Source organism: Streptomyces sp. NPDC102441 (genome assembly GCF_044765585.1).
Lineage (GTDB): Bacteria > Actinomycetota > Actinomycetes > Streptomycetales > Streptomycetaceae > Streptomyces.
Window position 1 is genome coordinate 67,412 of the sequence record NZ_JBIWKH010000027.1, and the last position, 19,992, is coordinate 87,403.

At 69.7% G+C, this 19,992-nt stretch carries 21 protein-coding genes and 1 pseudogene; 9 read left to right on the forward strand and 13 right to left on the reverse strand.

What is annotated here, in order from left to right; genetic code table 11:
• Nucleotides 1–93 precede the first annotated feature (93 nt).
• Nucleotides 94–1,758: a fumarate hydratase gene (locus ACIREO_RS38585; protein WP_404119444.1), complete on the reverse strand. Its 1,665-nt coding sequence runs from the start codon at nucleotides 1,756–1,758 to the stop codon at nucleotides 94–96.
• Nucleotides 1,759–1,950: 192 nt separating this feature from the next.
• On the opposite strand from ACIREO_RS38585, the gene ACIREO_RS38590 reads away from it, so the two are divergent.
• Together ACIREO_RS38590 and ACIREO_RS38595 are read left to right on the forward strand one after the other, a co-directional pair.
• A complete protein-coding gene (locus ACIREO_RS38590; protein ID WP_404119446.1) occupies nucleotides 1,951–2,622 on the forward strand; it encodes a DUF1707 domain-containing protein in 672 nt (223 codons plus the stop codon).
• Between the two features lie 163 nt (nucleotides 2,623–2,785).
• Nucleotides 2,786–3,151 carry a WhiB family transcriptional regulator gene (locus tag ACIREO_RS38595; RefSeq protein ID WP_404119449.1) on the forward strand — a complete coding sequence of 122 codons (366 nt, stop codon included), beginning with the start codon at nucleotides 2,786–2,788 and terminating at the stop codon, nucleotides 3,149–3,151.
• 59 nt (nucleotides 3,152–3,210) lie between these two features.
• On the opposite strand, the gene glpX is transcribed toward ACIREO_RS38595, so the two are convergent.
• The gene (gene glpX, locus ACIREO_RS38600) at nucleotides 3,211–4,242 is read right to left on the reverse strand and encodes a class II fructose-bisphosphatase (protein WP_404119451.1); all 1,032 of its coding nucleotides are present in this window, start codon (nucleotides 4,240–4,242) and stop codon (nucleotides 3,211–3,213) included.
• Nucleotides 4,243–4,386: 144 nt separating this feature from the next.
• Between glpX and ACIREO_RS38605 the strand changes: the two genes are divergently transcribed.
• Entirely contained in the window at nucleotides 4,387–4,953 is a 567-nt protein-coding gene (locus ACIREO_RS38605) for a DUF4245 domain-containing protein (RefSeq protein ID WP_404119453.1), read from the forward strand.
• Between the two features lie 145 nt (nucleotides 4,954–5,098).
• Here ACIREO_RS38605 and ACIREO_RS38610 read toward each other — a convergent pair whose 3' ends face one another.
• The 4 genes from ACIREO_RS38610 to ACIREO_RS38625 form a co-directional block, all read right to left on the reverse strand.
• Complete coding sequence (locus ACIREO_RS38610; RefSeq protein ID WP_404119455.1) at nucleotides 5,099–5,689, reverse strand: malonic semialdehyde reductase; 591 nt, start codon at nucleotides 5,687–5,689, stop codon at nucleotides 5,099–5,101.
• 146 nt (nucleotides 5,690–5,835) lie between these two features.
• Complete coding sequence (locus ACIREO_RS38615; protein WP_404119458.1) at nucleotides 5,836–6,090, reverse strand: exodeoxyribonuclease VII small subunit; 255 nt, start codon at nucleotides 6,088–6,090, stop codon at nucleotides 5,836–5,838.
• A 49-nt stretch (nucleotides 6,091–6,139) separates the two neighbouring features.
• A complete protein-coding gene (gene xseA / locus ACIREO_RS38620; protein WP_404119461.1) occupies nucleotides 6,140–7,351 on the reverse strand; it encodes an exodeoxyribonuclease VII large subunit in 1,212 nt (403 codons plus the stop codon).
• A gap of 41 nt (nucleotides 7,352–7,392) precedes the next feature.
• Nucleotides 7,393–8,736 (reverse strand): APC family permease, encoded by a 1,344-nt coding sequence (locus tag ACIREO_RS38625; RefSeq protein ID WP_404119463.1) that lies wholly within the window; start codon nucleotides 8,734–8,736, stop codon nucleotides 7,393–7,395.
• A 78-nt stretch (nucleotides 8,737–8,814) separates the two neighbouring features.
• Here ACIREO_RS38625 and ACIREO_RS38630 point away from each other — a divergent pair, with 78 nt between their 5' ends.
• Nucleotides 8,815–9,804, forward strand: a complete 990-nt coding sequence (locus ACIREO_RS38630) for a 4-hydroxy-3-methylbut-2-enyl diphosphate reductase (RefSeq protein ID WP_404119465.1) — start codon at nucleotides 8,815–8,817, stop codon at nucleotides 9,802–9,804.
• 98 nt (nucleotides 9,805–9,902) lie between these two features.
• Nucleotides 9,903–10,640, forward strand: a complete 738-nt coding sequence (gene ppgK, locus ACIREO_RS38635; RefSeq protein WP_404119467.1) for a polyphosphate--glucose phosphotransferase — start codon at nucleotides 9,903–9,905, stop codon at nucleotides 10,638–10,640.
• 2 nt (nucleotides 10,641–10,642) lie between these two features.
• Here ppgK and ACIREO_RS38640 read toward each other — a convergent pair whose 3' ends face one another.
• Nucleotides 10,643–11,254, reverse strand: a complete 612-nt coding sequence (locus ACIREO_RS38640; RefSeq protein ID WP_404119469.1) for a DUF6542 domain-containing protein — start codon at nucleotides 11,252–11,254, stop codon at nucleotides 10,643–10,645.
• Nucleotides 11,255–11,495: 241 nt separating this feature from the next.
• On the opposite strand from ACIREO_RS38640, the gene ychF reads away from it, so the two are divergent.
• A complete protein-coding gene (gene ychF, locus ACIREO_RS38645) occupies nucleotides 11,496–12,584 on the forward strand; it encodes a redox-regulated ATPase YchF (protein ID WP_404119472.1) in 1,089 nt (362 codons plus the stop codon).
• Nucleotides 12,585–12,721: 137 nt separating this feature from the next.
• Here ychF and ACIREO_RS38650 read toward each other — a convergent pair whose 3' ends face one another.
• The 3 genes from ACIREO_RS38650 to ACIREO_RS38660 all read right to left on the reverse strand — a co-directional run bounded on the left by ACIREO_RS38650 (nucleotide 12,722) and on the right by ACIREO_RS38660 (nucleotide 14,494).
• Entirely contained in the window at nucleotides 12,722–13,891 is a 1,170-nt protein-coding gene (locus tag ACIREO_RS38650) for a hypothetical protein (RefSeq protein ID WP_404119475.1), read from the reverse strand.
• A gap of 77 nt (nucleotides 13,892–13,968) precedes the next feature.
• The gene (locus tag ACIREO_RS38655) at nucleotides 13,969–14,232 is read right to left on the reverse strand and encodes a type II toxin-antitoxin system RelE/ParE family toxin (RefSeq protein ID WP_404119478.1); all 264 of its coding nucleotides are present in this window, start codon (nucleotides 14,230–14,232) and stop codon (nucleotides 13,969–13,971) included.
• Nucleotides 14,225–14,494 carry a type II toxin-antitoxin system Phd/YefM family antitoxin gene (locus tag ACIREO_RS38660; RefSeq protein WP_093737863.1) on the reverse strand — a complete coding sequence of 90 codons (270 nt, stop codon included), beginning with the start codon at nucleotides 14,492–14,494 and terminating at the stop codon, nucleotides 14,225–14,227. The genes ACIREO_RS38655 and ACIREO_RS38660 overlap by 8 nt, the downstream gene beginning before the upstream one ends.
• A 332-nt stretch (nucleotides 14,495–14,826) precedes the next feature.
• Between ACIREO_RS38660 and ACIREO_RS38665 the strand changes: the two are divergent.
• Nucleotides 14,827–15,138 (forward strand): annotated as a pseudogene (locus ACIREO_RS38665) (DUF2716 domain-containing protein); the annotation flags it as partial.
• Nucleotides 15,139–15,165: 27 nt separating this feature from the next.
• Here the strand turns inward: ACIREO_RS38665 and ACIREO_RS38670 are convergent.
• The 3 genes from ACIREO_RS38670 to ACIREO_RS38680 all read right to left on the reverse strand — a co-directional run bounded on the left by ACIREO_RS38670 (nucleotide 15,166) and on the right by ACIREO_RS38680 (nucleotide 17,600).
• The gene (locus tag ACIREO_RS38670) at nucleotides 15,166–15,858 is read right to left on the reverse strand and encodes a class I SAM-dependent methyltransferase (RefSeq protein WP_404119480.1); all 693 of its coding nucleotides are present in this window, start codon (nucleotides 15,856–15,858) and stop codon (nucleotides 15,166–15,168) included.
• Nucleotides 15,859–16,770, reverse strand: coding sequence for an aminoglycoside phosphotransferase family protein (locus ACIREO_RS38675; protein WP_404119483.1), 912 nt, complete (start codon nucleotides 16,768–16,770; stop codon nucleotides 15,859–15,861).
• An 80-nt stretch (nucleotides 16,771–16,850) separates the two neighbouring features.
• Complete coding sequence (locus ACIREO_RS38680; protein ID WP_404119485.1) at nucleotides 16,851–17,600, reverse strand: hypothetical protein; 750 nt, start codon at nucleotides 17,598–17,600, stop codon at nucleotides 16,851–16,853.
• A 202-nt stretch (nucleotides 17,601–17,802) separates the two neighbouring features.
• Here ACIREO_RS38680 and ACIREO_RS38685 point away from each other — a divergent pair, with 202 nt between their 5' ends.
• A complete protein-coding gene (locus ACIREO_RS38685) occupies nucleotides 17,803–19,158 on the forward strand; it encodes a tetratricopeptide repeat protein (protein ID WP_404119488.1) in 1,356 nt (451 codons plus the stop codon).
• A gap of 1 nt (nucleotide 19,159) precedes the next feature.
• Nucleotides 19,160–19,690, forward strand: coding sequence for an NUDIX domain-containing protein (locus ACIREO_RS38690; protein ID WP_404119489.1), 531 nt, complete (start codon nucleotides 19,160–19,162; stop codon nucleotides 19,688–19,690).
• Nucleotides 19,691–19,992: the final 302 nt, after the last annotated feature.

Here is a 19,992-nt window from a genome sequence, read left to right on the forward strand (position 1 = left end):
CGCCGGGCCGCGACGTTCACGCGTCCACCGGCCCCCGCGCATGTCGAAGGGGCGCCACCGGTGGCCGGTGGCGCCCCTTCGGCGGGTCTGAGGTCAGCCGAGGCCGGGGCCGCGGACCGGGATGCTGGTGAAGGTCGGGGCGGGGGCGGGCTCCGTGAAGAAGTCGTTGCCCTTGTCGTCGACGACGATGAACGCGGGGAAGTCCTCGACCTCGATCCGCCAGACCGCCTCCATGCCGAGCTCCTCGTACTCGACGACCTCGACCTTCTTGATGCAGTCCTGCGCGAGACGCGCGGCGGGGCCGCCGATCGAGCCGAGGTAGAAGCCGCCGTGCGCGTCGCACGCGTCCGTGACCTGCCTCGACCGGTTGCCCTTCGCGAGCATCACCTTGGAGCCGCCCGCCGCCTGGAACTGCGCGACGTAGCTGTCCATGCGGCCGGCCGTCGTCGGGCCGAAGGAACCGGAGGCGTAGCCCTCCGGGGTCTTCGCCGGGCCCGCGTAGTACACCGGGTGGTCCTTGAGGTACTGCGGCATCTCCTCGCCCGCGTCGAGCCGCTCCTTGATCTTGGCGTGTGCGATGTCGCGTGCCACGACCAGCGGGCCGGTCAGCGAGAGACGGGTCTTGACCGGGTACTTGGTCAGCTCGGCGAGGATGTCGTCCATCGGCTGGTTCAGGTCGATCTGCACCACGCCCGACTCGTCCAGGTGCTCGTCGGTGGTGTCCGGCAGGAAGCGCGCCGGGTCCTTCTCCAGCTGCTCCAGGAACACACCCTCCGCGGTGATCTTCGCGGTCGCCTGGCGGTCGGCCGAGCAGGACACGGCGATCGCGACGGGCAGTGAGGCGCCGTGCCGGGGGAGACGGACGACCCGCACGTCGTGGCAGAAGTACTTGCCGCCGAACTGGGCGCCGATGCCGATCTTCTGCGTCAGCTCGAAGACCTTCTCCTCCAGCTCCTTGTCCCGGAAGCCGTGGCCGGTGGGGGAGCCCTCGGCGGGCAGCTCGTCGAGGTAGTGCGCGGAGGCGTACTTCGCGGTCTTGAGCGCGAACTCGGCGGACGTGCCGCCGACGACGATCGCCAGGTGGTAGGGCGGGCAGGCAGCCGTACCCAGCGAACGGATCTTCTCCTCGAGGAACTTCATCATGGAGGCCTCGTTGAGGACCGCCTTGGTCTCCTGGTAGAGGAACGACTTGTTGGCCGAGCCGCCGCCCTTCGCCATGAAGAGGAACTTGTACGCGCCGCCGTCGGTGGCGTACAGCTCGATCTGCGCCGGGAGGTTCGAGCCGGTGTTCTTCTCGTCCCACATGGTCAGCGGGGCCATCTGCGAGTAGCGCAGATTCAGCTTGGTGTACGCGTCGAAGATGCCGTGCGACAGGGCCTCCTCGTCGCCGCCCTCGGTGAGGACGTTCTGCCCGCGCTTGCCCATGACGATCGCCGTGCCGGTGTCCTGGCACATCGGCAGGACACCCGCGGCGGCGATGTTCGCGTTCTTCAGGAGGTCCAGCGCGACGAACTTGTCGTTGGACGAGGCCTCGGGGTCGTCCACGATGCGGCGCAGCTGCGTCAGGTGGGCGGGGCGCAGATAGTGCGAGATGTCGTGCATGGCCTCGGCCGCGAGGGTGCGCAGGGCCTCCGGAGCCACCTTGAGGAACGTACGTCCGTCGGCCTCGAAGGTCGAGACGCCGTCGGCGGTCACCAGCCTGTACGGCGTGGTGTCCTCTCCCAGGGGGAGCAGATCGGAGTACGCAAACTCTGGCATTACGGCCATTCCTCACTCGGCGACAGCAGCTGACCACCCTTGGGCAGCGCATCCACCAGGGTAGAACGCCTCCGGCGCGCCGGGCCTGTGAGGTAAGGCTCACCCCGGGAGGCTTGATCCGGTCCGGCGGAAATGGGCGCAAGGCCGGGCGAGGTCTGGTCGCGATCTATCGCGTTTGGGTACCCTGGTCCGGTGGACCTCGAAAAGCAGCCCCAGCACCCCGTCGCTCCGGCCGGTCCCGCGCCCGCCGGAATCCGCGCTTCCGACGCGGACCGCGACCGGATCGCGGACATCCTGCGGGAGGCCATGGCCGAGGGCCGGCTGACCGCCGACGAGCACTCCGAGCGCGTCGACCTGGTCTACCGGGCGAAGACCGTCGGCGAACTCGAACCGCTGGTCCAGGACCTGCCGGCCGTGGGCGGCGCGGCCCGGCCGGCCTCCTCGCCGTACGGTTACGGCCCGGAGGGGGCGACCGGACCCGCCGAGAACCTGGTGGCGGTCTTCAGCAGCTCCACCCGCAGGGGCCGTTGGCGCGTCGGCGGGCGCACGAACGCCTTCTCGCTCTTCGGGAGTGTGGAGATCGACCTGACCGAGGCGCTGTTCGGCCAGCGTCTGACGGTCATCAACGCGACGTCCATCTTCGGCAGCGTCGAGATCAAGGTCCCCGAGAACATCTCGCTGCGCGGCAGCGGGACAGGCGTTTTCGGCAATTTCGAAGTCGACACACTGGAATCCACCGACCCTGAAGCACCGGTGGTCGTCGTGAACGGCTACTCCGTGTTCGGGAACGTCGAGGCGAAGCCCAAGCGTGGCAAGCTCATCGCCAACCTCCACCAGCAGTTGCGCAAGCACCTCGGCCACTGAGGCCGCGTGGCCGGACGACGGCGAATTCCGGCCAGGGGGCGGTGTGGTGGCGCTCTGGGGGCCGGACGGCGGCGCCACTCAGTGCATAGGCGTGCGTACAGCGGGTAGGGAGTGCTGCATCGCCTCTCGCTCACGAAGTCGAAGCCGTCGTCAGGAGTGGACCGTGCTGCACATGCCGCATCAGCCCCTGCAGGTCGCCGCCGTGCCGTCCCAGCGCACTCCCGCGCGGGAGGACCAGGCGGGGCCCTGGCACTCGGAGGCGGTGTGCCGCCGGGACGAAGCCGGGCTGTTCTTCGCCCCGTCGAAGGAGCCGACTGCTGCCCGGCTGGCCCGTGAGGAGGCCGCGAAGCAGGTCTGCGCGAGGTGTCCGGTGATGGTGGAGTGCCGGGAGCACGCGCTCGTACAGCCCGAGCCCTACGGGGTGTGGGGCGGTCTCACCGCCGCCGAACGCCGCGTGGCGCTCGCCCGGCGCCGCAGGCGCGAGATGGAGCTCAAGGCAGCGGCCGCGGCGGGCCGCATAGCCGGCTGATCCCGTACATGGTTGTGGGGCCGCCCGGCCGGGCGCCCCCACAACCATGTACGCGGGGACTACTTGGCGCGGTCGAAGTCGATCGCGCTGTAGGCGCGCAGCTTCGACAGGCGGTGCGTCGAGTCGATCCTGCGGATCGTGCCCGACTTGGACCGCATCACCAGGGACTCCGTGCTGGCGGTCTCCGCGCGGTACCGCACACCGCGCAGGAGTTCGCCGTCGGTGATCCCGGTGGCGACGAAGAAGACGTTGTCCCCGCTGACGAGGTCGTCCGTCGACAGGACCCGGTCCAGGTCGTGTCCGGCGTCCAGCGCCCGCTGCCGCTCGGCCTCGTCCTTGGGCCAGAGCTTGCCCTGGATGACACCGCCGAGGCACTTTATGGCGCAGGCCGAGATGATGCCCTCGGGGGTGCCGCCGATGCCCATGAGCAGGTCGACGCCGGTCCCCTCGCGGGCCGCCATGATCGACCCGGCGACATCGCCGTCCGAGATGAACTTGATCCGGGCGCCGGTCTCCCGGATCTCCCTGACGACGTTCTCGTGCCGGGGACGGTCCAGGATGACGACGGTGACGTCCTCCGGGGTCGAGTTCTTGGCCTTGGCGACGCGCCGGATGTTCACGGACACGGGTGCGTTGATGTCGACGAAGTCGGCGGCCTCGGGGCCGGTGACCAGCTTGTCCATGTAGAAGACGGCGGACGGGTCGAACATCGCGCCGCGGTCCGCGGCGGCCAGGACGGCGATGGCGTTGGGCATGCCCTTGGCGTTGAGCGTGGTGCCGTCGATCGGGTCGACGGCGATGTCGACCTCGGCTCCGGTGCCGTCACCGACACGCTCGCCGTTGAACAGCATGGGCGCTTCGTCCTTCTCGCCCTCACCGATGACGACGATGCCGTTCATCGACACCGTGGAGACGAGCGTGCGCATGGCTTTCACTGCGGCGCCGTCGGCGCCGATCTTGTCGCCGCGGCCGACCCAGCGCCCGGCGGCCATGGCTGCGGCCTCGGTGACCCGGACCAGCTCCAGGGCCAGGTTGCGGTCGGGGGCCTCCGGGGAGACCTCGAGCTGGGACGGCAGATGATGCTCGGACATCGGAGCGCACCTTTCTGTACGACGACGACCGGAAAAGAGGGTGCTGTGACTCTATCGGTAGGTCGATAAAATGAGCAGAGCGGGTCACGTATGAGCGGGTGCCCGCTGCCTGGGCGTCCGGCGGCCCATGCCACCATTGAGTCCGTGGCAAGCAAGCGAGGCAAGCAGACCGTCCGGGACATGATCCTGTCGATGCTCGTGATCACCGCAGTGGCGGGCGTCGTCTACATCTTCATTCCGCACGACGACAAGGCCGACCCGATCAAGGCGGTCGACTACCGGGTCGAGCTCGCGACGGCCCGTCGCGCCGCGCCGTACCCGGTGGCTGCCCCGGCCGGCCTGCCGGACGACTGGAAGCCGACCTCCGTCTCGTACGAGGGGCACAACGGCGCCGGTTGGCACCTCGGCTTCCTCGACCCGGACGAGAAGTACGTGGCCGTGGAGCAGTCGACGACCCCGGCGAAGAAGTACGTGCCCCAGGTCAGCCAGGACGCCGAGAACACCGGGCGCACGCGCGAGGTCTCGGGCCGGGCCTGGGAGGTCTGGCAGGGGCCGAAGTACGACGCGCTGGTGCTGCACGCCGAGGGTGTGACGACGGTGGTCACCGGCTCGGCCCCCGCGGACCGGCTGGTGGAGATGGCTGCCGCGCTCAAGACCGCGGCCCCCGCCGACGACGCCTCCGGCGCTCCCGCCGCTTCCGCCGCTTCCTGACGAGAACCGCGAGAGCCGCAAGAACTGCGAGAACCGCGAGAACCCCGAGAGCCGCGAGAACCGCAAGAACTGCGAGAGCCCCGCGACGCTCGGCGTCGCGGGGCTCTCTGCTGCTTCCGGGAGGTGTGCCGCCCCGGGGAAGGGGTCAGACGGTCGTGATGACCTCGTCGTAGGACAGGCGCGGCAGGCGCGGGAACCAGGCGTCCTCGCCCGGCTTGCCGATGTTGACGGCCATGAGCAGCTTGTGGTCGCCGTCCAGGAACTCCTTCTCGATGCCCGCGGCGTCGAAGCCGGTCATCGGGCCGGCGGCCAGGCCGGCGGCGCGGACGCCGATGATGAAGTAGGCGGCCTGGAGCGTGGCGTTCAGCGAGGCCGACTGCTCGCGGACCGGGCGCTCGGAGAAGAACGCGTCCTTGACCTGCGGGAAGTGCGGCAGGAGCGCGGGGAGTTCCTCGTGGAACTCGTGGTCCGCGACGAGGAGCGCGACCAGCGGGGCGGTGGTGGTCTTCGGGCGGTTGCCCTCGGCCATGTGCTTCACGAGACGCTCGCGGCCCTCGGGCGTGCGGACCAGGACGACGCGCAGCGGCGACTGGTTGAAGGCCGTGGGGCCGAACTTGACCAGGTCGTAGATCGCCTGGACCTGCTCGTCGGTCACCGGCTCGTCGGTGAACGTGTTGGCAGTGCGGGCCTCGCGGAAGAGGAGGTCCTGGGCGGCGGGGTCAAGAACGAGGGACATCTGGAGCGTTACCTTCCGGAGGGTGCTGGTCTAGCGGCACGGCCACCGTAACCGAGAGATAGATTAAACTTCAACTAAATCCGTCCCGGAGTGATCCACCGCACAAGCACCTCGAAGCGAACCCGGCACGATCCGGGCGAGACGCCCTAATCCGTGTCGCCGCCGGCCTCCGAGGGCTCCTCGGGGCGTGCCAGCGCCGCGTCCAGCCGGGCCCGCGCGCCCTCCAGCCAGTGCCGGCACACCTTCGCCAGCTCCTCGCCGCGCTCCCACAGGGCCAGCGACTCCTCCAGCGTCGTGCCGCCCGCCTCCAGGCGGCGCACGACCTCGATCAGCTCGTCCCGCGCCTGCTCGTACCCGAGCGTGCCCTTCGCGGCAGCCGTCGTCGTCCCGTCGTCCGTCATGGCGACCACCCTATGCGCGGGGTCCGACAAACCCGGCCCCTCACTCCGCTCACTCCGCGACCCGTACGGTGAACTCGCCCTCGAAGACCCGCGCCCGCAATTCCTCGCCCGGCGCCCCGGCGTCCGCGGGGGCGCGCACCACATGACCGTCCGGCCGCTGCAGCACGGCGTATCCCCGCTCCAGCGTCGCCGCGGGCGACAGCGCCACGACCCGGGCCCGGGTGTGCGAGAGCTCCGAGTCGGCACGGTCCAGCAGGTGCCCGAGCACCCTGCGGCTCCGCCCCACCAGCGCCTCGACCTCCGCCTCCCGCTCGTCCACCATCCGCTGCGGCCGCTCCATGGAGGACCTGCCCAGCGCATGCGCCAGCCCTCGCTCCTCCCGGTCGATCAGCCCCCGCACGGTCCGCAGCGCACGGTCCCGGAGCTGCTGGACACGGTCGAGCTCCTCACCGACGTCCGGCACGATCTTCTTCGCCGCGTCCGTCGGCGTCGACGCCCGCAGATCGGCGACCAGGTCGAGCAGGGGCGAGTCCGGTTCGTGCCCGATGGCGGAGACCACCGGCGTGCGGCACGCGGCCACCGCCCGGATCAGCGCCTCGTCCGAGAACGGCAGCAGGTCCTCGACGCTGCCGCCACCACGGGCGACCACGATCACATCGACCTCCGGCAGCCCGTCGAGCTCCTGGACCGCCTGGACCACCTGATTCACCGCGTGCACTCCCTGCACCGCGGTGTTGCGCACCTCGAAACGCACCGCGGGCCAGCGCCGCCTGGCGTTCTCCAGCACATCGCGCTCCGCCGCCGACGCCCGCCCCGAGACCAGTCCGATCAGCTGCGGCAGGAAAGGCAGCGGCTTCTTCCGGTCCAGGGCGAAGAGCCCCTCGGCCGCCAGAGACTTCTTCAGCTGCTCCAGCCGCACCAGCAGCTCGCCGATGCCCACCGGCCGTATCTCCGTGGCCCGCAGGGACAGCTGCCCGCGCGGGGCGTACCACTCGGGCTTGGCGAGGACGACCACCCGCGCGCCCTCCGTCACCACATCGGCGATCCGGTCGAAGACCTGCCGGAAACAGGTCACGCTCACCGAGATGTCGTGCGACGGATCGCGCAGCGTGAGGAACACCACCCCGGCGCCGGGCCGGCGGGACAGCTGGGTGATCTGCCCCTCGACCCAGACCGCACCGAGCCGGTCGATCCACCCGCCGATCAGCCGTGACACGTCGCCGACGGGCAGCGGGGCTTCCGGGGACGTAGTGAGAGCCATACGGGCGAGCGTATCGGCCGGTGCCGACAATCCGGGTTTTCCTAGGCCGCCCGCCGTCCCCACTGCACCGCGAGCACCACCAGCCCGATCCCCAGCCAGCACAGCCCCACCAGCTGGGCGCTCGTCGTCGCCTCCAGAATCACCGCGACCAGCACGCCCGCGCCCACCACCGGCATCACGACATGGCGCCACCAGCTGGGCGGGCCCTCCATCCGGCGCACGGCGAACCAGCCGACCACCGACGCGTGCAGCAGCACGAACGCGGTGAGCGCACCGACGTTCACCACCGACACCAGGTGGTCGAGGCCGTCGTCGCGCCTGGCCGCCCACACCGCCGCCACCAGCGTGACGACCGCGGCGCACGCGATCGCGACGCGCGGCACCCCCGACCGGCCGTCGATCCGGGACAGGAACGACGGCAGCCGCCCCTCCCGCCCCATCGCGAACACCAGCCGCCCGGCCGCCGCCTGCCCGGCCAGCGCCGCGAAGGCCGCACCGATCGCCTTGCTCACGGCCACCAGGTCGTGCAGCCAGGTCCCGACCGAGGCGTCCACCGCGTCGTAGAAGGCGGACCCCTGCTTCACCGGATCCGCGGCCAGCTCCGCCGAGCTCACGGGTTCGAGCAGGGCCGCCAGATACGACTGGGCCACGAACAGCGCCCCGGCGAGCAGCAGGCAGAACAGCACCGCACGCGCCACCTTCGCCGAACCCCCCGTCACCTCCTCCGCGAACGAGGCGATCGCGTCGAAGCCCAGATAAGACAGCACCGCGACGGACACCGCACCCAGCACCGCGTTCATCGAGAAACCGGTGTCCCCGGTGAGCGGCGACAGCCAGCCGCGCTGCGCCCCGTCCCTGGCGAGCACCACCACCGCCGACACCACGAACACCAGCAGCACCACGATCTCCATGGCGAGCACCGCGAAGCCGACCCGCGCCGCCGCCCGTACGCCCCAGAGGTTGAGCAGGGTCGTCAGGACGACCGCGATCGCCGTCCACACCCACCGCGACACCTCGGGGACCAGCGCGTTCATCGCGATCCCGGAGAAGAGATAGGCGACGGCCGGGATGAGCAGGTAGTCGAGCATCGCCATCCACCCGGCGACGAACCCCGGACCCTCGCCGAGCCCCTTGCGGGCGTACGCGAAGACCGACCCGGCGAGCGGGGCCACATGCACCATCTGGGCGTAGCTGAACGCGGTGAAGGCCATCACCACGGTCGCCACGAGATACACCAGCGCCACGGCCCCGCCGGACTTGGCGTCCAGCGTGCCGAAGACTCCGACCGGGGCCATCGGCGCGATGAACAGCAGCCCGTAGACCACCAGGTCCCGGAACCCGAGTGTGCGTCGCAGCTTTCCCTCTTCCGCGCTGCTGCCCGACATGAAGCCTCCGTCGCTGGTTTGCGTACGCATCAGTCTCGCCACCCCACCGGCCCGGCGCCTGTTCGGTACGGCCTTACGATGGGACCCATGACTGCTTCTCCTGCCCGCCGTGTCCTGCTCGCAGCCCCCCGTGGCTACTGCGCGGGCGTGGACCGCGCCGTGATCGCCGTCGAGAAAGCACTGGAACAGTACGGTGCCCCGGTCTACGTCCGTCACGAGATCGTGCACAACAAGTACGTCGTGCAGACCCTTGAGAAGAAGGGCGCGATCTTCGTCGACGTGACCGCGGAGGTGCCCGAGGGCTCCATCGTGATGTTCTCCGCGCACGGGGTCGCCCCGACCGTCCACGCCGAGGCCGCCGAGCGCAAGCTCGCCACGATCGACGCGACCTGCCCCCTGGTCACCAAGGTCCACAAGGAAGCCGTCCGCTATGCCAAGGAGGACTACGACATCCTCCTGATCGGCCACGAGGGCCACGAGGAAGTCATCGGCACGAGCGGCGAGGCGCCCGACCACATCACGCTGGTCGACGGCCCCGAGGACGTGGCGAACGTCGAGGTCCGTGACGAGTCGAAGGTCGTCTGGCTCTCCCAGACCACGCTCTCCGTCGACGAGACGATGGAGACCGTCGGCGCGCTCCAGCAGAAGTTCCCGAACCTTCTCTCCCCGCCGAGCGACGACATCTGCTACGCCACGCAGAACCGGCAGATCGCGGTGAAGAAGCTGGCCGAGGACGCCGAGCTGGTCATCGTCGTCGGCTCGAAAAACTCCTCCAACTCGATCCGCATGGTCGAGGTCGCCCTGGACGCCGGCGCGCCCGCCGCCCACCTGGTGGACTTCGCCGCCGAGATCGACGAGGCATGGCTGGAGGGCGTCACCACGGTCGGACTCACCTCGGGCGCCTCGGTGCCCGACGTCCTCGTCGACGGCGTGCTGGAGTGGCTGGGCGAGCGGGGTTACGCGGACGTGGAGACGGTGAAGACCGCGGACGAGTCGATCACCTTCTCGCTGCCCAAGGAGCTCCGGCGCGACCTGCGCGCCGAGGCCGCCGCACTCTCCGCGGAGTAGGCCGGGGCGCCCGCCCCCCGGGGCGGGCGCCCCGGGCGCACCCACCGGATCAGCCGTCCGGGGAGTGCGCCTCGCCACCTGCCCGTACCGTGGATCTCATGGAGATCTTCGGTGTGGACATCGGCGGTTCGGGGATCAAGGGCGCGCCCGTGGACCTGGACCGCGGAGAGCTGGCGCAGGAGCGCCACAAGGTACTGACACCCCACCCGGCCACGCCTGAGAGCGTGGCCGACGGTGTGGCCGAGGTCGTCGGCCATTTCGACTGGCAGGGGCCGGTCGGCATCACGTTCCCCGGAGTCGTCACAGGCGGCACCACCAGGACCGCGGCAAACGTGGACAAGGGCTGGGTCGACACGGACGCCAGGAAGCTGCTCAGCGACCGTGTCGGGCAGTCCGTCACGATCCTCAACGACGCCGACGCGGCCGGTATCGCCGAGATGACCTTCGGCGCGGGCCGCGACCGCAAGGGCACGGTGATCATGCTGACGCTCGGTACGGGCATCGGCAGCGCCCTCTTCACCGACGGGCAGCTGGTCCCCAACACGGAGCTCGGCCACCTGGAGCTGCACGGCCACGACGCGGAGAAGCGCGCCTCCACGAAAGCCAAGGAGGACGAGGACCTGAGCTGGCACCACTGGGCGCACCGGGTGCAGAAATACCTGGTCCACGTGGAGATGCTGTTCTCGCCCGAGCTCTTCATCATCGGCGGGGGAGTCAGCCGTAAGGCGGAGAAGTTCCTGCCGCTCATCGAACACGTACGGGCCGAGATCGTCCCTGCCGAGCTCCAGAACAACGCGGGCATCGTCGGAGCGGCCATGGCGGCCGCCGGCAAGTAGTCCTAAGCGCGGGGGCGGCGCGGGGCCCGGTCGCCCCTGACCAGGTGACGCTGCCGCTCCCGCATCTGCCGGACCTTCCGTACGGAGGCGATGAGGCCCGCGATGAGGGTGCCCCCGTACAGCCAGCCCGCGTGGACGGCCAGCGCGGTCACGACGGCCATCGCCTGCCCGCCGAAGCCGCCCGTGCCGCCGGCGACCGGGATCACGCCGACCGCGAAGGCGATGGGCACGATGATCGGGGCGGTCACCAGGTCGGCGGGCCGCACCCATAGGGCGGTCAGGGCACTGACGGGCAGGAACAGCAGCCCGTACACGATCTCCGAACCGCCGAAGAGCACCTGGTCCACGCAGGCCAGCAGGAACATGGCCAGGGCCGCGAAGAGTCCGGCGCCGATGCCGGTCAGCCGGGGGTTGGGGAATCTGCGCAGCGCCAGCACCACGGGCGGCGCCCCGCGCCGGGGCCCGGGGCCCGGGCCGGCCGCCGGCGCCGGGGCGACCACCACCGCCACCGGACCACCGACCGCAGCCGTGGCCTCGCCGAGGCCGCCGGGCGGTACGGGCCGGCCCTGCGGGGGCTGGGCGCGCTGCGGGGTACGTGTCCTGTGCTGCTCCACCCCGACAACCTAGGACGCCGGGTGCACTCCTTCGGGCGTTGGACACGCGCTTTGGGTGACCTTGGCGTTGCGTTCGATACTGCACGGCCGAAACAGGCCCGTTCGGCCCCTTGCCGGCCCCCGCCGCCGCACCCGTGACGGGCCACCCTGCCCCGCCCGTAAACTGGAGAATCGGTCCACTCCCGGCCCGCCCGCACAGCCCCTCTCCTCCCTCCAGTCCTCACTCCAGGAAGTCGCCAAAGTGTCGCTCACGATCGGAATCGTCGGCCTGCCGAATGTCGGCAAGTCGACCCTGTTCAACGCCCTGACCAAGAACGACGTGCTGGCGGCCAACTACCCGTTCGCCACCATCGAGCCGAACGTCGGCGTCGTGGGCGTCCCCGACCCCCGCCTGAACAAGCTCGCCGAGATCTTCAGCTCACAGAAGATGCTCCCCGCCACCGTCGACTTCGTCGACATCGCGGGCATCGTGCGGGGCGCGAGCGAGGGTGAGGGCCTGGGCAACAAGTTCCTCGCGAACATCCGCGAGTCCGACGCGATCTGCCAGGTCATCCGCGCCTTCAAGGACGAGAACGTCGTCCACGTCGACGGCAAGGTCTCGCCCAAGGACGACATCGAGACGATCAACACCGAGCTGATCCTCGCCGACCTCCAGTCCGTCGAGAAGGCCGTCCCGCGCCTGACGAAGGAGGCCCGCCTCCAGAAGGAGAAGGCCGCGGTCCTTGCCGCCGTCGAGGAGGCGCAGAAGATCCTCGAGGCGGGCGACACCCTCTTCTCTCAGGGCATCACGGCCGGCACCGAGAAGGGCCGCCTGCTCCACGAGCTGCACCTGCTCACGACGAAGCCCTTCCTGTACGTGTTCAACGTCGACGAGGACGAGCTGGTCGACGAGGACTTCAAGAACGAGCAGCGTGCCCTGGTCGCCCCGGCGGAGGCCATCTTCCTCAACGCCAAGATCGAGTCCGAGCTGATCGAGCTCGACGACGACGAGGCCCTCGAGCTCCTCCAGTCCATGGGCCAGGAAGAGCCCGGCCTGGCCACCCTCGGCCGCGTCGGCTTCGACACCCTGGGCCTCCAGACCTACCTCACGGCAGGCCCGAAGGAAGCCCGCGCCTGGACGATCAAGAAGGGCGCGACGGCTCCGGAGGCGGCCGGTGTGATCCACACCGACTTCCAGAAGGGCTTCATCAAGGCGGAGATCGTCTCCTTCGACGACCTCGTCGAGACGGGCTCGGTCGCCGAGGCCCGCGCCAAGGGCAAGGCGCGCATGGAGGGCAAGGACTACGTGATGCAGGACGGCGACGTGGTGGAGTTCCGCTTCAATGTGTAATCGTTTCGTTACTGCAGGCTAGCTGGTTCGTCAAGTCTGCAGGCGGCAAGGGGTCGGCTCTCTCGGGAGTCGGCCCCTTGCTGGTTCCCGTGCTGGATGGGTGCTGGATTTTCTGACGCTTCGTCACCTGTGCGCCCTTAGTCGGCGAGCGGTTCGAGCATCGGCTGGAAGGCGGAGTTCTCCTCGTCGGGAACGTGCGGGAGGAAGCCGTCGGGGACGGTGCGGGCGGCAGTGGCGAGGAGACGGTCAAGGACTTCCTGCTCGGTGGCCGGGGGGAGCCGAAGGGCGGCGAGGAGACGGTCGCGGGCGGCGGGGTGGTCCGGGTGGTCGTCGAGGTAGTCGGAGCTGAGGGCCGGGGGACGGAAACCAGCCAGTGCGTCGTGCCAGGACGGGAGGGCGACAGCGAGGGTCAGGGCCTCGGCGAGGGACTCGGCGATCAGGGAAGCCTGCCCCTCGGAGTCGGCGTAGAGGACGGGTCGGTGGCCGCCAGGGACGGCTGGGCCGCAGAGGTAGTGGGTGCCGCCCGCGTTGCAGCCGGCGACAGGCTCCACCGGGAGGCCGTTGGGCAGGGCGATCGGCTCGATCGGGTCGGTGCGGGCAAGGTCGAACTCGCCGTCGCAGGCCAGGTAGGAAGCGACCTCCGGACGCGCGGCGATCCTACGGAGCAGGGCGTTGTCCGAGAGGGCGGCCGGGTTGAGGGCTACGGCGACCGCAGGGGTGAGGGGATGTCCGGCGAGGACGTGGCGGACGGCTTCGAGGCGGACGGGGCGCTCGTAGTAGTCCTCGAAGTGGGCCTGGGCGGCCTCGGGGGAGCGGTCAGCGAGAGGGTGGAAGGGGAAACCGGAGCCGTCCGGGTCCTCGCTGCCGGGCGGGAAGTCGATGTTCGAGCCGGTGCGCCAGGCTGTGTCGCCGGTCTCCCGCCACAGGCAGGCGGTGACCCGAGGGGCGTCGATGCCCTCATCGCAGAAGGCAGGTTCGTCCAGGAGTGGGCGCAGTGCGGCGGGCACTTCGTCGATGACTCCGGGCCAGACCTGCTCGTCGTCCGTCCCGTACGGGCTCATCGCCGACTCGTGGTCGAAGCCGCGTATGAGCACGCCGGCCGGAGTGAAGAGGACGGAGAAGTTGTCCCCCGAACCGTTCTCCATCAAGGCTGCCTCTTCGCCGGGGCCCCAGGAGACGTCGAAGGTGTAGTAGCAGTACTGCGGATCGTCGGCGATCGCAGTCTCCAGGGCAGCCAACGCGCGCAGGTGGGCGCGGAGTTCGGTGGGGCCGGGAAGGAGGGTGGCGATCGCGTGCACAGTGTTCATGGCGTCATGGAAGCAGTCGCCACTGACAACGCCACTGACAACCTGGCCTGCCGGGCCGGGCGGGGGCGTCCCTGACTCTAGGTGTCGTACACGGTGGAGCGATGCCCGATATGTACGACCCACACCACCAGTTCACCGTTGTCGATTGTGTAGACGACACGGTAGTCACCCACTCGTAGGCGGCGGCGTTCCGGCTGGGACACGAGTGCCGTGGTGTTGAAGCCGAGGGGATCGCTTTCCAGTTCGGTCAGTTTGGCCAGGATGCGGAGCGCCATGTCCCGGGGGATCTTGCGTAGTTCCGACTGGGCCTCAGGCCGGAAGACGGTGCGGTAGTCACTCATTGCGCGCCAGCGTCTCCCGCATGATGTCCTCAATCGGAATGCCCGCTGCCGGATTCGCCATGCGCTCGTCGATGATCCGGTTGATCTCGCGCTCTTCCCACTCCTGGTACTTCCGAAGTACCTCGATGGACACGACCGCGGCGACCTCCTTGCCTCGGCGTGTGATCACAGTGGGTACGTCATCCCGGTCGGCTCGCTCCACGACCTCGGCCAGATGTGCGCGCACATCGCGGATGGACTCTATGGGCAAGGGCTGCGTCATGCGCCCAAGCGTACCAAGTATCTCAGGTGTACACAATGCACCGTCGATCGACCCTGGCCCTTTGCCGCGACCTGGCGTGCTGGATGAATCCCGGCGGTGCTGGATTGCTGCTGGATAAGTTGGTCAGGATCCCTGTTTTCGCAGGTGGGGGCTCTGTTCTGTATGTTCCGCTTCAACGTCTAATACGTCCGGAGCAAGGCCGTCTGACCTGCGACGGGGCGGGTTGGGCGGCCTTTGCGGTCCGCACGGAGCGGCAGGCGAAGGCCAGGACAGCCCTCGTGCGACACGTTCCCAGAGGGACATCGCGGCTGACTCGATAGGATCGGGCCATGATGGAGAGTCCCGTGTTCGAGCTGCTTGAGGCCGAGTACCGACGCGTTTGGGACCGCTTTTGCGACGAGTTCAAGTTCCAGCCGAGTACGAGTTCTTTCAAGTGGCCAGCCATCAAGGAGCCCTTCGCCTCGGTTTCCTGGAGCCTTGCCGCGCTTGACGACGATCCTGAGTACGAGCGTTTGGACCGCCTGGTCGAGGTGGTCGAGCGGGGGCTGACTTCCTGCATCGACCCGAGCGGAACGCTGCTCGCGCTCGACTGGCAGCACACGTCGTATCGCTTCGCGCCGCAGGGCGTCGGTGGCCCTGGGCAGCCAGCCTGGCCTCGTTTCCTCCGTCGGTCAGCGTTTGCGGGCAGTGATCAGGAGGGTGGTGGGCCACGGGTCGCGGCGCGGGTGCCGCAGCTCCACCGTCGAGGTGACGCGCAGGCCCGCCCGGGAGAGGTGGGCTCCCCAGCGGCGGGCGTCGAACTCCCATCGAGCGAGGGGCAGTCGGGTGCGGTCGGGCATGGTGACGTAGTCCTCGCGCGGACGGTCGTCCGTGGATGGATGTCTTCCGGCCCGTGCCGGGTGAGGAACGGAGAAGGCCAGGACACCGCCCGGTTTCAGGCGTCGTGAAATGGCGGCGAGGAGGAGCTCAGGGGCGACGAGGCCGACGGCGCCGAAAACGGAGTAGATCGCGTCGAAACTCTGGCCGGTGGCCTGCAGGTGGTGCAGTGCGTGGCCGGCGGCGAGGGTGGCGCCGTGGATGTGGCCGTAGTGGGAGCGTGCCCGGCGTACCTGGAGGCCCACCAGGTCCACACCGGTGACGCGGGCCTGGTGGTGCTTCGCGAGGTGGGCCACGTTGTGGCCGGGGCCGCAGCCCAGCTCCAGGAGGCGCTTGCCGCACAGGTCCCGTCCCAGGATCTCGGCGCCGGGACCGATGCCCGCGTGGGTGCTCCATTCCATCCGGGCCGGCGCGGTGAGGGCGTGCGTGGGGGCGGCGGCTGTGCGCTGAGCTGCGTGGGCGTACCAGGGGGAGACCTGGGCGAGCACCTAGACCTCCAGGAGTTGGACCACGTCGTTCAGGTGGCGGCGGACGACGGGGGTGTAGGCGGGGTCCTTGGCCGGATCGTCGATCCAGCGGATGGCCTGCTCCATGAACCACTCCACGGCCCACATGCGGTGCCAGCCCAGGGCCCACGCCTCGGCGGTCAGGCCGCCCCGGGTGGCGAGGGCGTCCTCGTGACCGCCTGCGGTGACGTACTGCTCCAGGAACACCCGCAGTCGGAAGGGGTTCGGTACGTCGGTGGTGCCGTGGTACGAGGCGAGGTCGATCAGGCCGGGTCCGGTGAAGGCGCGGGCGAAGTCGAGGAGGTGCCAGCCGTTCTCCCCGATGTGGACGCTCGTGGGGTGGAACTCGGAGTGCACCCAGCCGAACGGTTCGAGCGTCGCCCCCTGGACACGAGTCTCAGCCGAGGCGGAGATCTTCCCCAGCGCGGTCTCGATGTCGTCGCAGTCCGTCCAGCGGTCGGCTTTCCGTAGCCGCTGGAGGTGATCGAGGGCTCGGCCGGGCAGGGCTGCGAGGCCGGCCCCGTCGAGGAGGGGCAGACCGCCCGCCGGGCGGGCGGCATGGAGCATGACGGCGGCGGCGACACCGTCGAGGTCGTCGGCGTCCCGTACGGGGGTGCCGAGGTCGTCCATGAGCATCCCGAGCCACTTGTCCTGCATGGCGTTGGCGTGGAGCGAGGGGACCGGGAGCCCGCGCTGGTATGCCGCCCGCAGGGCCTGGGCCTCGCGGTCGAAGGGCTCCTTGGCGTACTTGAAGACGGCTGTGGTGCCGTCGGGGAAAGTGACGCGTTCGACGCCGGACATGCCCCAGACGCGAATCTCGGCACGTTCGGGGAGGGGCTTGCCGACGAGGGTGCATAGGTCGTCCAGCAGGGCGGCGGACAGGCTCTGGTCCATGAGGGTCTCCAGGGGACTGGTGGGCTCCGGGGCGGGCGCGCGCGAGCTGGCCCGCCCCGGAGCCGTACGGGGGTGGCGGGTTACTCGGCTGGGGTCACGCGGTGGGCGTAGACCTGCTCGATCCAGCCCGCCTTGAACTTGGCCAGGTCGTCACGGAACCTGGCCATCGAGGCGCCGTAGGGCGCGACGACACCGCCGGACTGGTCCGGCACGGACTGGCAGCCGTGCACCAGTCGGCCGCCGAGCGCGGCGTGGGCTTTGATGGACTCGATCCGGCGGTGCTCGTTGAACCAGCCGCCGTGGTAGACCTCGTCCAGCATTCCGCCCGTCGCGTCGTCCAGGTCGAAGACGACGGAAGTGGCGGCGGGGAAGAACCAGCACGGGCCGACGTTGGAGATGTGCCCGTCCAGCTCGGCCTTGTTGAGCGCCATCAGTGTGGCCGCCTCGAGGAGCATCCGGAGGTGGTCGGCGGTGATCTGTGGGAGGCCGAGGCCGGCCAGGTGCTCCTCGCGGAAGAGGTACGAGTACACCCCGTACGCCGTCGCCAGCACGCGGGCCGCGTCGGAGGTGGACTCGCCGTGGTTCTTGATGAAGTCGAGCGCGAGCTGCTCGACCGCGCACTCGGTCGTCTCGTCCATGTCCAGGAGCTGGGCCTTCACCAACTCCCAGTCGGCGACGAGCCAGGTGCTGGACTCGAAGCGGAAGAAGTACTCGGCCGGGTCGATGGTGATGCGCCGGCCGTCCACCTGGATGCCGGGCAGGCGGCTCCAGCGCGGGTCGAAGGCGCCGGGCAGCTCGACCGTGATGGTCGCGGTGTCGATGGTGGTCACCGTGTCTCCGTCTCTGATCGTCCGGGCCTGGGCATAGGAATGCCCGAACCCGTGGGGGCGTACGGAACTTGGGGGCCGCCCGGCCCGCGATGCCGTGAGTGGGGCGGCTGTCGATAAGTGAACCGTCCGCTACGCAGAGTGGGTACGGTGTGAGCGAGGCCAAGCGGTATACACGGTTTACGGATCCGGAGCGGAGGCGATCGTGCCGGCACCGACCAGCGCCAACTCCCGCCTGCGCGACACGATCAACGCCGCCAGGTGCACGTACGAGGCACTCGCCAAGGACGTACGCCGCATCGCCGCCGAGAACGGCGAACTGCTCCAGACCAACAAGTCGGCCATCTCCCACTGGGTCGTCGGTGCCCGCACACCGACCGGCCAGGCAGGCCAGTACCTCGCCGAAGCCCTCTCCCGGCGGCTGGGACGCGTCGTCACCCGAACCGAGCTCGGCCTCCACTCACCCGACACGGAGTCGCCACCGGACACCGACCCCGTCACCGCGGTCACCGACCTCGGTCGCGCGGACGTCGAGCGCCGCCGCTTCCTCGCCATCGCCGCCTTCACCACGGCCGGCGTGGCCATGCCGCTCCTGCACGACCACGAAGCCACCTCGCGGATGCTCCGCGCCCGCACCGCCCGCTCCCTCGTCGGCAGCGACGACATCGACGTCGTACGACAGATCACGGCAGCCTTCAGCGCCGCCGACGAACGGCTCGGTGGCGGGCACGGCCTGACCACGGTCACCGCGTACCTCGCCGACACGGCAGCCCCCATGCTGCGCGGCCGCTTCCCCACAGAAGCATTACGCCAGGCCGCCTTCGGCGCCGTCGCCGAACTCGCCTACCTCGCAGGGTGGAAGCACCACGACCTTGGACACGAAGGCGCTGCCCAGCGCTACTACCAGGTCGGCTACCAGCTCGCCTGCGAAGCCGACCCCCACGGCCATGCCGCCTGGATGATGCGCGCCCTCGCCCACCAGTCCCTCAGCCTCAAGCAACCCCACCACTGCGTGGACCTCGTCAAAGGAGCCTTCACTCGCGGCCTCGGCCACGTGGACGGCCAGACCGAAGCGCTCCTCCACATCACGCACGCCCGCGCCTACGCAGCCGTCGGCGAGAACCCATTGGCCGCCCGCGCTCTCCTCGCCGCCGAAGACGCCCTCCTGCGCGAGGACGGTCCCCAGCCCAGCTTCTCCCGCGTCAGCGGCCCCGCCGCCGGCACCGTGGCCAGCCACACCGCCCGCACCTTGACCGACCTCGCCGACCACATCGGTACGGAACAGCAGCACCGCGACGCCCTCACCCGCTGGGACCCGGAGAAGTACAAGCGCGTCCACGCCCTCACCCACGCCGACCTCGGCGACAGCCTCGCCGCCCAAGCCCGCGCCGACGAAGCAGTCGCCGCCTGGACCCAGGCCCTGCCCCTCATGGAGGGCATGACCTCCGACCGCACCCGCAAGGCGATCACCTCGATCCGCTCGACGCTCGCGATCTACCAGCGCCGCCGCGTCCCCGGCGCCGCAGATCTCGCCCGCCGAGCCCGCGAGGCCCTCGCCTAACATGCCCAACAACCTGCCCGACGAAGGGAACCCCGTGGCCCAGCAGACCGACAACCGCCCCCCAGCCCTCAAGCCGGCGCTCGACTCGATGACACTGCTGGTCGCGGCCGTCATCGTCCACGACAAGGCAACCAACCGCGTCGTGCTCCTGCAGCGCAGCGAGAACGCCAAGTTCGCCCAGGGCCTGTGGGACCTCCCCGTCGGCAAGAGCGAACCGGGCGAGCCCATCACCGAAACGGCGGGCCGCGAGCTCTACGAGGAGACGGGCCTCACGGTGAAGCCGGAGTCCCTCAAGGTCGCCCACATCATCCACGGCGCCTGGGGCGTTGAAGCCCCGAACGGCTTCCTTACCGTCGTCTTCGCCGCCCACGAATGGACCGGCGAACCCGAGAACCGCGAACCCCGCAAGCACTCCCAGGTCCGCTGGATCGACGCCGGCGCTGTCCCCGAGAACTTTGTGGACACCACCGCCAGCGCCCTGCATCAGTACCTGGGCGGAAACTCTCAGGTGTCACTTGACGGGTGGAATTAGGCCGCCTATCCAAGGCGGGCGAATCCTGAATCAACCAACGACAGCACTGGAGACCAGGGTGCAGGGGCAGTCCGTATCACGGCGTTCGATCAAGAATTGCGAGCAAGCGTGGATCGAAGGGGTTGCGCAGCTGAGGGTGGGTAATCGGGCCGCTGCGGCTGCATCCTTTCACGCGGCCATCGCGCATAACCCTCTTGCTGCTGACGCCTGGCTAGTGATCTGGTTGTGAGTTGCTCTGGCACCACGTGAGTCGTTTTCCGCACCAGTTCACGGGTTTGGGTGCCGCGAGCCGGCTGGCTGCG